The 14,454-nt window shown below is 53.2% G+C and carries 13 protein-coding genes and 1 tRNA gene; all 14 read right to left on the reverse strand.

From position 1 onward, the window contains the following. Nucleotides 1-3: 3 nt before the first annotated feature. Nucleotides 4-576 (reverse strand): translation initiation factor IF-3, encoded by a 573-nt coding sequence (infC, locus tag HAP95_RS08490; protein ID WP_438263657.1) that lies wholly within the window; start codon nucleotides 574-576, stop codon nucleotides 4-6. Further along, nucleotides 539-2,473 (reverse strand): threonine--tRNA ligase, encoded by a 1,935-nt coding sequence (gene thrS, locus HAP95_RS08495; RefSeq protein WP_215883829.1) that lies wholly within the window; start codon nucleotides 2,471-2,473, stop codon nucleotides 539-541. The genes infC and thrS overlap by 38 nt, the downstream gene beginning before the upstream one ends. A 54-nt stretch (nucleotides 2,474-2,527) precedes the next feature. Continuing rightward, a tRNA-Val gene (locus HAP95_RS08500) sits at nucleotides 2,528-2,602 on the reverse strand. A gap of 35 nt (nucleotides 2,603-2,637) precedes the next feature. Then, nucleotides 2,638-2,952 carry a DUF2818 family protein gene (locus tag HAP95_RS08505; protein WP_215883830.1) on the reverse strand — a complete coding sequence of 105 codons (315 nt, stop codon included), beginning with the start codon at nucleotides 2,950-2,952 and terminating at the stop codon, nucleotides 2,638-2,640. Continuing rightward, nucleotides 2,952-4,397, reverse strand: a complete 1,446-nt coding sequence (nuoN, locus tag HAP95_RS08510; RefSeq protein WP_215883831.1) for an NADH-quinone oxidoreductase subunit NuoN — start codon at nucleotides 4,395-4,397, stop codon at nucleotides 2,952-2,954. Before nuoN ends, HAP95_RS08505 begins: the two co-directional genes overlap by 1 nt. Nucleotides 4,398-4,410: 13 nt before the next feature. Continuing rightward, nucleotides 4,411-5,892 carry an NADH-quinone oxidoreductase subunit M gene (locus HAP95_RS08515; protein WP_226832664.1) on the reverse strand — a complete coding sequence of 494 codons (1,482 nt, stop codon included), beginning with the start codon at nucleotides 5,890-5,892 and terminating at the stop codon, nucleotides 4,411-4,413. Nucleotides 5,893-5,898: 6 nt separating this feature from the next. Beyond that, nucleotides 5,899-7,881 (reverse strand): NADH-quinone oxidoreductase subunit L, encoded by a 1,983-nt coding sequence (nuoL, locus tag HAP95_RS08520; protein ID WP_215883832.1) that lies wholly within the window; start codon nucleotides 7,879-7,881, stop codon nucleotides 5,899-5,901. Between the two features lies 1 nt (nucleotide 7,882). After that, nucleotides 7,883-8,200, reverse strand: coding sequence for an NADH-quinone oxidoreductase subunit NuoK (nuoK, locus tag HAP95_RS08525; RefSeq protein WP_029316355.1), 318 nt, complete (start codon nucleotides 8,198-8,200; stop codon nucleotides 7,883-7,885). Further along, entirely contained in the window at nucleotides 8,200-8,796 is a 597-nt protein-coding gene (locus HAP95_RS08530; RefSeq protein WP_215883833.1) for an NADH-quinone oxidoreductase subunit J, read from the reverse strand. Before HAP95_RS08530 ends, nuoK begins: the two co-directional genes overlap by 1 nt. A gap of 16 nt (nucleotides 8,797-8,812) precedes the next feature. Continuing rightward, the gene (gene nuoI / locus HAP95_RS08535; protein WP_010641710.1) at nucleotides 8,813-9,304 is read right to left on the reverse strand and encodes an NADH-quinone oxidoreductase subunit NuoI; all 492 of its coding nucleotides are present in this window, start codon (nucleotides 9,302-9,304) and stop codon (nucleotides 8,813-8,815) included. Between the two features lie 10 nt (nucleotides 9,305-9,314). Beyond that, nucleotides 9,315-10,340, reverse strand: a complete 1,026-nt coding sequence (gene nuoH / locus HAP95_RS08540; RefSeq protein WP_215883834.1) for an NADH-quinone oxidoreductase subunit NuoH — start codon at nucleotides 10,338-10,340, stop codon at nucleotides 9,315-9,317. Beyond that, a complete protein-coding gene (gene nuoG, locus HAP95_RS08545) occupies nucleotides 10,340-12,688 on the reverse strand; it encodes an NADH-quinone oxidoreductase subunit NuoG (protein ID WP_215883835.1) in 2,349 nt (782 codons plus the stop codon). Before nuoG ends, nuoH begins: the two co-directional genes overlap by 1 nt. After that, entirely contained in the window at nucleotides 12,688-13,971 is a 1,284-nt protein-coding gene (gene nuoF / locus HAP95_RS08550; protein WP_215883836.1) for an NADH-quinone oxidoreductase subunit NuoF, read from the reverse strand. Before nuoF ends, nuoG begins: the two co-directional genes overlap by 1 nt. Further along, on the reverse strand, nucleotides 13,961-14,452 hold the full coding sequence (nuoE, locus tag HAP95_RS08555; RefSeq protein ID WP_215883837.1) for an NADH-quinone oxidoreductase subunit NuoE: 492 nt from the start codon (nucleotides 14,450-14,452) through the stop codon (nucleotides 13,961-13,963). Before nuoE ends, nuoF begins: the two co-directional genes overlap by 11 nt. Between the last annotated feature and the right edge of the window lie 2 nt (nucleotides 14,453-14,454).

Consider the following 14,454-nt stretch of genomic DNA (forward strand, 5'->3'; position numbering starts at 1 on the left):
CTCCTATTTTTTCCGTGGGGCGACAATCATCACCATTTGCCGTCCTTCCATGCGTGGCCGTTGTTCAACCACCCCGACTTCTGCTAAATCTTTTTCTACCCGGTTGAGCAGTTCCATGCCCAGTTCCGGGTGAGACATCTCACGACCGCGAAAGCGCAGGGTAATTTTGGCCCGGTCTCCATCATCAATAAAGCGCATGATATTACGGAGCTTGATCTGGTAATCGGCATCATCCGTACGCGGACGGAATTTGATTTCCTTGACCTGGGTCTGCTTTTGCCGACGCTTCGCTTCATGCTGACGTTTGCTTTCCTGAAAGCGAAACTTGCCGTAATCCATGATTCTGCAAACAGGTGGTTCCGCCTGTGGGGCAATTTCCACCAGATCCAGCTCGGCTTCTTCTGCGGCCGACAAGGCTTCCATAACGGAAACCACACCCATTTGTTCACCTTCCACCCCTATCAGCCGGACCCGCGCTGCGGTAATTTCCCGGTTGATATTGACTTCTTTCTCTGTCGCGATCGCCTTATCCTCCTCGCTAGCCTTGCCACTCCAGGGTATTCTGCCGCTCCTGATGCATTTTCTGCAGAGCGGTGCCCAGCGCAGCAATGCTATGGGAACCCAAGTCCTGACCGTTCCGATCCCTGAGCGCCACGGTTCCCGCTTCCTGCTCGCGTTCTCCGACGACCAGCATATAGGGCACCCGGCGCAGGGTGTGGGCGCGTATCTTATAACCTATCTTCTCGTTTCTCAAGTCCGTTTCGACACGCAGGCCGAGTTTGCTCAATGCAGCGGTGACAGATTCTGCATATTCGACAAAATGCTCACTGATCGGAAGCACCGCAACCTGCACGGGTGACAGCCACAACGGGAATTTTCCTTCATAATGTTCTATGAGCACCCCGAAAAAGCGCTCCACGGAACCAAATATGGCGCGATGCACCATGATAGGTACCTGCCGCGAACCATCCTCAGCCACATACTCCATCCCGAAACGCTCGGGCAAATTGAAATCGAGCTGGATGGTGCTGCACTGCCATTTACGGCCAATGGCATCCTGAATTTTCAAATCGATTTTCGGGCCGTAAAAAGCCCCGCCCCCTTCATCCACCTGATATTCAAGGCCCGCACGATCTAAAGCTGTCCGCAAAGCCTCGGTAGCTGTTTCCCAGATGGCATCACTACCCACGGAGTGCTCTGGCCGGGTGGAAAGGTTGATTTCGTAACGGTCAAAACCAAAGGTGCCGAGAATTTTCTGAACCAGCGTCAGCACTTCTCCAATTTCCACCGCAATTTGATCAGGGCGGCAGAACACATGGGCGTCATCCTGGGTAAAGCCGCGCACCCGCATCAAACCATGCAGTGCGCCAGACATTTCATGACGGTATACCGTCCCCAGTTCCGCCCAGCGTAGGGGCAAATCCCGATAGGAACGCAACTTGTCTTTGTAAATGAGAATGTGAAAAGGACAGTTCATGGGCTTGAGCTGATACGGCTGGCCTTCGTCCTGCATGGGATCAAACATGGATTCCGCGTAGAAATCCTTGTGTCCAGAGGTATGCCACAACTGCTCATGGGCAATATGAGGGGTAAACAGTAATTCATAGCCCCCATCCACATGGGCACTGCGCCAGAAGTCCTCAATGACCCGCCGGATCCGGGCACCCATAGGATGCCAGAAAACCAACCCACCCCCGGCATCTTCCTGAATGGAGAACAAATCCAGTTCGGTGCCAATACGACGATGATCGCGCTTTTCAGCTTCAGCCAGTTGCTGCAAATAGGCATCTAGATCTTTCTGGCTCGCCCAGGCCGTTCCATAAATACGCTGCAACATGGGGTTGCGGGAGTCTCCACGCCAGTAAGCACCGGCAACCCGCTGCAACTTGAAGGCACCCAGTGATCCGGTAAAGGGCACATGGGGGCCTCGGCAGAGATCTACGAAATCACCCTGACGGTACAAACTCAACGTTTCACTGGCTGGAATATCACGGATAATCTGGACCTTGTAGTCTTCACCCATGCTCTCGAAGAGATCAATGGCGGCATCGCGAGATAATACTTCGCGCTGCACGGCAAGATTCTGCTTTACCAGTTCGCGCATCCGGTTTTCAATGGCAGCAAGATCTTCCACAGTAAAGCTGCGCGCACTGGCAAAATCATAATAAAAGCCGTTTTCAATCACCGGGCCGATCGTCACCTGAACACCCGGAAACAGCGATTGTACCGCCTGCGCCATCAAATGCGCGGTGGAGTGGCGAATTACTTCCAGACCTTCGGGACTGTCCTTGGTGATAATGGCTACTGCCACATTCTCATCCAGCACCGTGGAGAGATCTTTGAGGGTACCATCGACGCGCATGGCTACTGCTGCCTTGGCGAGTCCGCTGCCGATAGTGCGCGCCAGTTCCAGCCCGGTGAGGGGTTCAGGGAACTGTCGATGACTACCATCTGGCAACTGAATGTCTGGCATATGCCCTCTCCAAAGAAAAAGCACCAGAGAGAATCTTCCCTCTGGTGCGGGATTTGGTAGGCACGGGCGGTTTCGAACCGCCGACCTCTACCGTGTCAAGGTAGCGCTCTCCCCCTGAGCTACGCGCCTGCAGCCCGCAAATGTACCCATTACGCGGGCTCCGGTCAAGATCTACGTAACATGGGCAGCACGTTAAAGCGCCAGATGAAACCCGGTATGGCAAAAACGGCAAACATGCACAGGGCAATCACATAAAATTCCCAACCCTGGGCATGCAGGCTACCATCCAGACTGTTTTCAATAACCATGCCAACCAGCCCCACAATGAAGTACATCACCAACCACTCCAGCAGGTACCACTGCAGGGCCTTGCCTCCCGCAACCGGACGTATAAAAAACAGGCGATTACTCAACCAGGGCAAATTGGCTGCCACAAAAGCCAGTAATATATAAAGTAGTACCCAATTATGCATATCCATCAAATCACTCCCTGCATGGCATAAAAACAGAAGGCCATCAGCGGTCCGGGAACAATCCCCAGAACCAGCAAAGCCAGACTGTTGATACTGAGGGTAGCACTGGCAAGATCATCGCGCACGATCGGCCCACTTTCCGGTTCAGGGGCATCAAAATACATGACTTTCACGACCCGCAAATAATAGAAGGCCCCAATCACTGCCAGCAATACGCCGATCACCGCCAACCACACATAACCCGCTGCAATGACGGCCTGGAACACCGCAAGCTTGGCATAAAAACCCACCGTCGGCGGAACGCCCGCCATGGAAAACATGATGATGAGCATCAAAAAGGCATACCAGGGTTTGCGCTGCGATAATCCCTTGAAATCATCAATGCGATCTGCTTCAAAACCTGCCCGGGTGAGGAGCAGAATCATCCCGAAACCGGCCAGAGACATCAGCACATAAACAATGGTGTAGAAAAATGCACTGGCAAAGCCAGCTTCTGTCCCCGCAACAATGCCCAGGGAAAGAAAACCCACATGCCCTACTGTTGAGTAGGCCAGCATCCGTTTCAGATTCTGTTGGGCAATGGCAATCAGGTTGCCTACAACCAGAGATACCAATGTCAGGGCAATAAATATCTGCTGCCAGGATTCCAGCATGCCGTACCCACCATCCACCAAAAGGCGGATAATCAGGGCAAAGGCGCCGATTTTAGGTGCCGAGGCCAGAAAAGTCGTTACCACCGTGGGTGCGCCCTGATAGACATCCGGCAACCACATGTGAAAGGGGGCTGCGCCAAGCTTGAAAGCAATACCCGAAACGATAAAGACCAGAGCGAATACCAGAATCAGATTACTGCTGGTGACATTCACCAGTGCTGCAGCAATATGACGAACCTCCAGGGTTCCTGTCAGTCCGTAAAGCAGCGACATACCATAAAGCAGCAAACCCGAAGCCAGAGCGCCCAGAACAAAATACTTCAGCCCTGCTTCTGTTGCGACCAGGCTGTCGCGATTGAAGGCAACCAGCGCATATTGACTCAGCGCCAAAAGCTCCAGCCCCAGATAGATGCTCAACAGGTTTGCGCCCGAGACCATCACCATGACCCCCAGCAGGGCAAAAAGTAGCAACACGTAGATTTCGCCCCGGTATATGCCGCGATCCATCAGATAGCGTCGCGAATAGAGCACCACCATCAATACAGCCAGATAGCTGAACAATTCGGCCACATTGGTAAATGGATCCAGCACCAGCAAACCGGCGAAAGTCGTACCACTTTGTCCCAATTCAAAAAAGGTCAGCACCGCTGCACCCAGCAGTGTCAGGACGGTCAACACCGGAGCCACGTCCCGCAGTCGTTCGCCCAGGTATAAATCCGCCAGTAACACCACGCAGGCCATGATCAACACCCAGATTTCCGGTATCGCAAAAGTCCAATGCAGCAGAAAAGCATTCATAGGCAGTGTCCTTCTACGCCGGAATTTTCGAAACAGCTATCTGCGCCACCAGATGCTGTACCGAAGTATGTACGATATCAAGGAAAGGTGCGGGCCATACGCCCAAGAGCAACGTGAACGCCGCCAGGGTCCCAAGCACCAGCATTTCGCGGGCATCGAGATCTTTCAGGGCTGCCACCTCGGGGTGCACAATTCCACCAAAAATAGCGCGTTTGAACAGCCACAAGGTGTAGCTGGCACCCGTAATCAGACCGGTAGCGGCAAGAATCGCATACCACGGATTCACCTGATAAGTGCCGAGCACCACCATAAACTCACCCACAAAACCGGAAGTCCCCGGCAAACCCACATTACCCATGGCGAACAACATCATCAGCGCCGCAAATATCGGCATGACGTTGGCGACCCCTCCATAGGCTTTGATATTCCGGGTATGCATACGGTCATACAGCACGCCGATGCAGAGGAACATGGCGGCACTGATAAAGCCGTGAGAGAGCATCTGAATAATACTGCCTTCAATGGCGACACTATCAAACACGAAAAAGCCCAGTGTCACAAAGCCCATGTGGGCAATGGAGGAGTAGGCCACCAGTTTTTTCATGTCTTCCTGAACAATAGCCACCAGCGCCACATAAATAATGGCGATCAGGGAAAGCAGAATCATCAGCCAGGCGAGTTTGTGGCTGGCATCCGGAACAATGGGCAGACTCAGACGCAGAAAACCGTAGGCACCCATCTTCAGCATGATAGCGGCCAGTATCACCGATCCGGCGGTAGGCGCCTCCACGTGGGCATCCGGTAACCAGGTATGTACTGGCCACATGGGAATTTTTACTGCAAACGCCACAAAAAACGCCATAAAAATGAGAATCTGCGCCGTCATTCCCAAGGGGGTGTGCTGATAAACCAGCAAGTCGAAACTGTTGCCGCTGTGATAATACAGGTACAACAAAGCCACCAGCATCAACACGGAACCCAGGAAGGTATACAGAAAAAACTTGATGGTGGCATACACCCGTCGTGGTCCACCCCAGACGCCGATAATCAGGAACATCGGAATCAGCATGGCTTCCCAGAATACATAAAAAAGAATGGCATCGAGGGCGCAGAACACGCCGATCATCATGCCTTCCATAATCAGGAAAGCCGCCATGAATTGGGCAACCCGGGTCTGAACATTACGCCAGGAGCTGATGACCACCAGCACGGTCAAAAAGCTGGTCAGCAATATAAACCACAGGGATATGCCATCCACACCGAGGTGATAGTAAATATTCAGGGAAGGAATCCACGAAACCCGCTCACTGAATTGCATGGTCGCAGTATGCGTATCAAAACCCGTATAGAGGGGAATGGTAACGGCAAAGGCCAGCAATGACACAATCAGGGCCAACCAACGCGCCAGTGCCGCACGGCGATCTCCGACGGCCAAAACCAGCAGGCCGCCGACGATGGGTATCCAGATAGAATAGCTGAGGAGCGAAGCGTTCATCAGTGCCTACCCCTTCCAGATCACAAAATATGTCATGAATAAAATCAACCCGATAATCATGGCGAAAGCATAATGATAAATGTATCCCGTTTGCACTCTACGCCAGGACAATGCCAACTTGCCGATGCCGAAAGCGGTGCCATTGACCATCAGACCGTCAATCAGTTTTTCGTCGCCAACATGCCAGAACAGCCGTCCGAACTGAACAACTCCGCGTACCAGAACCGTATTATTAAAGGTATCAAAACCATATTTACTCTCCAGCAGCCAGACTGCCGGACTGAGGATGCGGCTGAGCCATTCGGGTAACCCCGTATTCCAGGCATAAAAGTAGGCAGCACAAACAATACCCGCTACGGCCAACCAAAAGGGCCAGGCTTCCAGACCATGCACGAGAAAGACACCAGCACCCTGCCAATGCGCGGCAATTTCACCGATGGTGTTGAACTGCGGAGCAATGACCAGCGAAGAATCGAGAAAATGCCCCAATCCTACCGGACCAATGTACGCCCAACCGGCATATACCGCAGGAATAGCCAATGCAATGAGCGGCACCGTAATCACCCAGGGTGACTCATGCAGATGATCTCGGGTGTAGGGGTCCATGCGGGGTGTACCGTGGAACACCATGAAAAACATCCGGAAAGTATAAAGAGCAGTAACGAAGGCCCCCGCAACCAGCATGAACTCTGCCCAGCCAGCTCCTGGCAAGGTGGAAATACCCACGGCTTCAATAATCAGGTCCTTGCTGAAAAATCCGGCAAAGGGCGGGATACCCGACAGCGCGAGGCCGCCAATCAGAAAGGTGATGTAAGTAATGGGCATGGCTTTGCGCAAGCCGCCCATTTTGCGGATGTCCTGCTCATTGGCCATGGCGTGAATCACCGAACCCGCCGCCAGGAACAGCAACGCTTTAAAAAACGCATGGGTCATGAGGTGAAAAATAGCCGCTGAAAAGGCCGAAGCCCCCAGTGCAGCCGTCATGTATCCCAACTGGGAAAGGGTCGAGTAGGCAATAATGCGCTTGATGTCATTTTGCACCAGTCCAATCAGCCCCATGAACAAGGCGGTAATAGAGCCAATCAACAAAATGACGGTCAATGCCGTGGCCGACTGTTCATAAATGGGCGACATCCGGGCCACCATGAAAATACCGGCGGTGACCATGGTCGCCGCGTGAATCAGCGCCGAAATCGGGGTTGGGCCTTCCATGGATTCCGGGAGCCAGACATGCAGCGGCACCTGGGCTGATTTGCCCATGGCGCCGATAAACAACAGCAAGGCAATCCAGGTCAGTACATTCCAGGGATGTCCGGGAATAATTTCCACGGTCTGGCCGACCAGATGGGGCACCATGGCAAATACAGTGCGGTAATCGAGACTGCCACAGTAATGATAAATGGCCGCAATACCAATCAGGAAACCGAAATCGCCGACCCGATTGACAATAAATGCCTTCAGGGCGGCGACATTGGCGCTTTCGCGCTGGAACCAGAAACCAATGAGCAGATAGGAAACCAGACCCACCGCTTCCCAGCCAAAAAACAGTTGGAGAAAATTGTTGCTCATCACCAGCATGATCATGCTGAAAGTGAACAGGGAAATATAACTGAAAAAGCGGGCATAACCAGGATCACCATGCATGTAGCCTATGGTGTACAAATGCACACAAAGCGACACAAAGGTAACCACCACCAGCATCAGCGCGGTCAGGCTGTCCACATCAAAACCGATGGGGACTTGCAGATGGCCGAACACGGCCCATGTATAGATATTGCCGTAAAAATCGACACCATTCAGGGTCTGAAACAGTACCGCCAATGCCAGATAAAAAGAAACCGCAACACCCGTCAATGGCGCCCAGTGTGCTTGTTCCTGCAGCTTCCAGCCGCCAAAACCAGCCACCAGAGAGCCAGCCAGCGGTGCCAACGGAATAATCAGGTACACAAGGAGAGGCGGAAAGGCATTCAACCAGTCAAAAACCCACATATCAGCCTCTCAACTCGTCAATATCTTCTACGTTGATACTCCGGCGGTTCCGGAAGTAAACCACCAGAATGGCCAGACCAATGGCCGCTTCAGCAGCAGCTACCGTCAGGATGAAAAACACAAAAACCTGCCCTTCGAGATTACCCAGGTATCGGGAAAAGGCCACCAGATTGATATTCACCGCCAGCAGCAGCAATTCAATGGCCATCAGCAAAATAATCACGTTTTTGCGATTCAGGAAAATCCCCACCACACCGATGGAAAACAGGATAGCCCCGAGTATCAGATAAGCGGCGAGCGTTGGTTGTCCACCCATCATCATTGTTCTGGCCCCCGCAAATTCACCAGACTGATGCGATCTTTGGCACGCACTGCCATTTGTGCAGCAATACTCTGGGTTTTAGTCCCCTGGCGACGTCGCAAGGTCAGGGCAATAGCCGCAATAATCGCAACCAGCAAAATCACCGCCGCAATTTCAAAGGGATATAAATAATGGGTATAAAGCAACACGCCCAGAGCGCGGGTATTATCTGCATTGGCAGGAATAGGGCCCGGAGCAGGAATATGGCCCAACGGTGAAGTCCAGAAAACCACGGCCAGTTCCAGCACGCCCAGAATAGCAATGGCCAGCCCCAGCGGCAGGTAACTCAAAAACCCTTCCTTGAGACGGGTCAAATTAATATCCAGCATCATCACCACAAACAGGAAAAGCACCATGACCGCGCCCACATAAACCAGAATCAGGATCAGACCCAAAAATTCTGCCCCCAGCAAAATGAACAGGGCGGCGGCGTTAAAAAACGCCAGCACCAGAAAAAGAGACGCATACACCGGATTTCTTGCAGTGATGACCGCTGTCGCAGAACCCAGCAATATCGCCGAAAAAAGGTAAAAAAGGATGGTGGTTATGATCATAATTATTATTTTCCTGTCAACGATATGCGCGGTCTGCTTCGCGATCCGCTGCCAATTCTGCTTCCAGGCGATCACCATTAGCGAGGAGCATATCCTTGGTATAAATCAGATCACCACGAATTTCACCGTGATAGGACAGCACCCGACTTTCGACAATGGAATCCACCGGACAGGATTCTTCACAGAGACCACAAAAAATGCACTTGCTCAGATCAATGTCATAACGGGTGGTGCGTCGGGTTCCGTCATTACGTTGCTCACTTTCAATGGTGATAGCCAATGCCGGACAGACGGCTTCACATAATTTACAGGCGATGCAGCGTTCTTCACCGTTTTCATAACGGCGTAGAGCATGCAGCCCCCGAAAACGCGGAGACTGGGGCGTTTGTTCTTCGGGATACTGCACGGTAATTTTGCGGGCAAAAAAATACCGACCGGTCAGCTGCATACCGCGCAGCATTTCCGTCAGGAAAAAAGTCTTGAACCACTGCTTTGGGCGAATTTGCATATTGTTCTCCTCAGCGCAGAATGGCACGCATGGGTGTTTCCAGGGCAATACCCACTACCACAATCCAGGCAATGGTTACCGGAATGAACACTTTCCAGCCCAGGCGCATGATCTGGTCATAGCGATAGCGTGGGAATGTTGCACGAATCCACAAAAACACATATAGCAGAAAAGCGGTTTTGAGCAGCAACCAGACCAAGCCAGGTATCCAGGTCAATAATGGTGTGTTGATGGGTGCATACCAACCGCCCAGAAACAGGACCGTCGTCAACAACGACACAAAAATCATGTTGGCATATTCCGCCAGGAAAAACAGGGCGAAAGCCATTCCAGAATATTCCACATGGAAACCGGCGACAATTTCCGACTCGCCTTCCGCTACGTCAAAAGGTGCGCGGTTGGTTTCCGCCACACCGGATATAAAATACACCAGAAAAAACGGGAAAAGGGGCAACCAGTACCAGGACCAGAATCCGCCACCGGCCTGGGCCTCGACAATTTTGCTCAGATTCAGGGTCTGGGCCAACATCAACACCCCGACCAGGGCAAAACCCATGGCGATTTCGTAAGCAACCAGCTGTGCAGCAGCACGCATGGCACCCAGAAAAGCATACTTGGAATTAGAAGCCCAGCCCGCCACGATAATGCCGTACACGCCCAGCCCGGCAATCGCCAGCACGTACAGCAAACCGGCATTCATATTGGAGATAGCCACATCCGGCCCGAAAGGCACTGCCGCCCAGACCAGCAGCGCGGGCACAAACGCCAGTACCGGCGCTGCCAAAAACAGGAAGCGATTGGCACTGGTAGGAATGATGACTTCCTTGAACATCAGCTTCAGCGCATCGGCAATAGGCTGCAGCGAACCTCTGAAACCCACCCGGTTGGGTCCCAGACGGACCTGCATGTAACCAATGACCTTGCGTTCTGCCAGGGTCAGGTAAGCCACACCCAGTAATAACGGCACCACCACAATGACAATTTTGATAATCGACCAGATGACCGCCCACCAGCCGGTATGATAAAAATCATGCATTATGACGCCCTCTGGGTTTCCGGCAGTAATGCTGCCATCGCCACGGAACAGGGCCTATAAGGCGCAGCAAGTCCCGAAGTTTCCGGGTAGCCCAGAGGAATCCAGATGCAACCCAGGGGAATATGCGTATCCAGATCCAGGGCCAGAGTGACTTTTCCCGATGCGGTACTGACTTCCACGGCCTCACCCTGAATTCCCGACTGACGGGCCTGATCGGGATGCATTCTGGCAACCAAGGGGGTACTCAGCGGCTTGGCCCGGCGCACCAGAGGATCACCCTGATAAATGGGCCAGTCGCCAAGGCGCAATAACGTGCCTGCTGGTATGGGTTGCGCCGCACCCAGTGTTGGAAAGGCATGGAAAGGCGGAATATCCATATCATAGTCGCCCACGGCATGATGCCAGGCGGCGCTGACTTCGCTCAGTTCATTGTACTGAAAGTCCGGCAGCTTCAGACTATCACCCAATACCCGCAATATTTTCCAGCCGGGACGGGCTTCACCGGGTAGTTTCACTGCCGCGCGGAAGGACTGGCAGCGTCCTTCATTATTCACATAAGAACCTGAACCCTCGGCAAACGCGGCCATGGGTAATATTACATCCGCATACTGCCGGGCTTCGTTGCTAAAATGACTGATACTTAAGACAAACTCGGCATCGCGCAGGCGCTGAACCGCTTGTGCTCCTGCGAGACTATCCGCACCCGGCTCCATTCCGAAAAGAATAAAGCCCTGCATTTCGGCGTTCCAGCAGGCACCTGCAGGTAAACCGGACTCTGCCAGCAGGTGGCCGCCAGGAGCGCGCTGAGGTACACAGCCACTCAACCAGGCTCCGGCACTGTTGCTTTCTTCTGCCAGCCAGCCAATCCGCCCACCCGCCAGCTCGGCAATGGTTTCCACCTGCGCCAGCAAATCGGCAGCCTGGGGGTGATGCAGCAAGGCACTGCCAATCAAAATGAGCGGATTATCTGCTGCCGCCATTTCCCGGGCCAAATGTACCAGAACATCGGTCTGTTTTTCTTCATGAACATGGGCAAAATGCCCCGCCAGTTGCTGGTACAAGGCCAGATCTTCACCCGCCTCGGCAACCATCTGGGTGACCGGAAAATTGAAATCCTGACGCATGCTGTCAATGCTCACCACCTTACCGCCGTTCAGTACCGCCTTATGCAGGCGATGGTTGGTCAGCGGCTGCTGGTGCCGGGTGAAGCCATGACAGAGCACAATCAGCGGTTCTCTTTCCAGTTCTTCCAGACTCATATTCAGCGCCGGATAAAGAGGCATGGCTGCATCCGCACGGAAATCCTGCTGCCGCAGACGATGATCCACATGCGGGCTACCCAGTCCGCGCAACAAGGCCTGGAACAGAAATAATTCTTCGTTACTGGACTGTCCGGAAATCAGTCCGGCCAGCTTGTCTGCACCGTGACGGGCAAGCACTTTTTCCAGTCCGGCGAGAGTCGCTTCCAGAGCTTCTGCCCAGGAGACTTCCGTCCACTTACCCTGTGAATCGCGCAACAAAGGCTGGGTCACCCGATCAGGCGCATTCAATCCGGTGTAGGCATAGCGCCCCTTGTCACAAATCCATTGTTCATTGACGGCTTCATTATTGCGCGGCAAAACCCGCAATACTTCTTTGCCCAGGCTTTGGACATCGGTATTGCAGCCCGTGGAACAATGCGGACAAATGCCGGGGGTATGCTTCAGTTCCCAGGAGCGGGCCTTGTAGCGGAAGGGTTTGCTGGTCAGCGCACCCACCGGGCATAAATCAATCATGTTTCCGGATAATTCCGATTTCACAGCCTTGGCTACATAAGTGCCAATGGCCATGTGTTCACCGCGTCCGGTAGCCCCAAGCTCCTTGATGCCACCAATTTCCTGCCCAAACCGCACACAGCGGGTACACTGAATACAGCGGGTCATTTCGGTAGTGATCAGCGGACCGATGTCCTTGTCTTCGACAACCCGCTTCTCCTCATTGTAATGACTGTGCGGATTGGCAAAGCCCATGGTGATGTCCTGCAATGGACATTCGCCGCCCTGATCACAAATCGGACAATCCAGGGGATGGTTGATCAGCAAAAATTCCAGGACACCCTGCTGGGCCATTTTTGCCTTGCGCGAAGCCGTCGCAATTTTCATTCCGTCGGCCACCGGGGTGGCACAGGCAGGCAAGGGTTTTGGCGCTTTTTCCACATCCACCAGACACATCCGGCAATTGGCTGCTACGGAAAGTTTAGGGTGATAGCAGAAAAACGGAATGTAAATCCCTAAAGACTCGGCGGCCTCCATGATCGTGGTACCAGCTGCCACCTCAATTTGCTGTCCGTCTATTTCAATATGTGGCATCAGTGCTCCCCCATACTGATCATGCAGCTTTTGTGTTCAATGTGGTATTCATATTCCTCACGAAACAGTTTGATGGAACTCACCACGGGCGCAACACCACCATCTGCCAAGGCGCAGATGGTCCGCCCCTCAATCCGCGAACCCACATCCAGAAGCAGTTGCAGGTCTTCTTCCCGACCCTGACCGTTTTCGAGGCGATGCATGACCCGCCACAACCAACCCATGCCTTCGCGGCAGGGTGTACATTGACCACAGGACTCATGCATATAAAAACGGGCAATGCGCTCTACCGTACGGACCATGCACACACTGTCATCCATGACAATCACAGAACCCGCGCCCAACGCCGAACCCGCCTTGGAAATGGAGTCATAATCCATGGTGACATCCATCATCACCTCTCCAGCCACCATCGCCGTGCTGGTTCCACCGGGAATCACCGCTTTCAGCTGGCGACCAGGACGTAATCCCCCCGCCATCTCCAACAGTTCGCGGAACGGAAGCCCCATGGGGACTTCGTAATTTCCAGGTTTCTGGACCTGGCCAGTGACTGAAAAAATCTTGGTGCCACCATTATTGGGTTTACCCAGATTCAAAAACCACTCGCCACCCTTGGTGATAATGTCCGGCACCGAGGCGAACGTTTCGACATTGTTGATGGTGGTAGGACGTCCGTAAAGCCCATAACTGGCCGGGAAAGGTGGCTTGAAGCGCGGCTGGCCCTTTTTGCCTTCCAGGGCTTCCATGAGTGCGGTTTCTTCCCCACAAATGTAGGCCCCGGCACCCCGATATACATACAAATCGAAGGAAAAACCGGTACCCAGAATATTCTGGCCGAGATAACCCGCTGCATAGGCTTCAGCCAGCGCATCCTCGACAATATGGATGGGTTCAATAAACTCGCCACGAATAAAAATGTAGCCCGCCGTAGCACCCATGGCATAGGCACCAATAATCATCCCCTCAATCAGGCGATGCGGTTCATAGCGCATAATATCCCGATCCTTGCAGGTACCGGGCTCGCCCTCATCAGCATTGCAGAGCAGGTATTTCGTGCCACTGACGCCTTTGGGCATGAAACTCCATTTCAGTCCGGTCGGAAAACCGGCACCACCGCGCCCACGCAAAGCGGATTTTTTCATTTCGGCAATAATCTGATCGGGCGCCATCGGTTCCTGGAGGACCTTGCGCAAGGCTTCATAACCTCCGGTTCCGGCATACACGGACAGACGATGGGAGTCGGGAATACCACGATTCTGCAGCGTAACGCCATTAACGTACATCTTCAGATCCTCCCCGCAATTGGGCAATCAGAGCATCAAGACTTTCCGGAGTCAGGTTTTCGTAGTAACGATCTCCCAGCTGCATCATCGGCGCATCTTTACAGGCACCCAGGCATTCCACTTCCTGCAAGGTGAACAAGCCATCAGCCGTCGTTTCACCCGGACCGATTCCCAGTGTTTTACTCAGATGACCAATGATTTGGTCTGATCCGTTCAGAAAGCAGGACACGCTGCCACAGACGCAGAGCTTGTGGCGACCCACGGGCTTGAGGTCATACATGGTGTAAAAAGTTGCCACCTCAAAAGCCTGAATGGCTGGCAACCCCAGAATTTCTGCGACATATTCAATCAGTTCATCACGCAGATAACCCTGTTCTTCCTGGGCAATACGCAGTGCCGCCAACAACGCAGAACGCGCCTCTTCCTGCGGATATTTGCTGCGCTCAAAGGCAATAGCTTTCAGGGACTTTTCCGATAACATGC

This window comes from Acidithiobacillus sulfurivorans, from assembly GCF_018853815.1.
GTDB lineage: Bacteria > Pseudomonadota > Gammaproteobacteria > Acidithiobacillales > Acidithiobacillaceae > Acidithiobacillus > Acidithiobacillus sulfurivorans.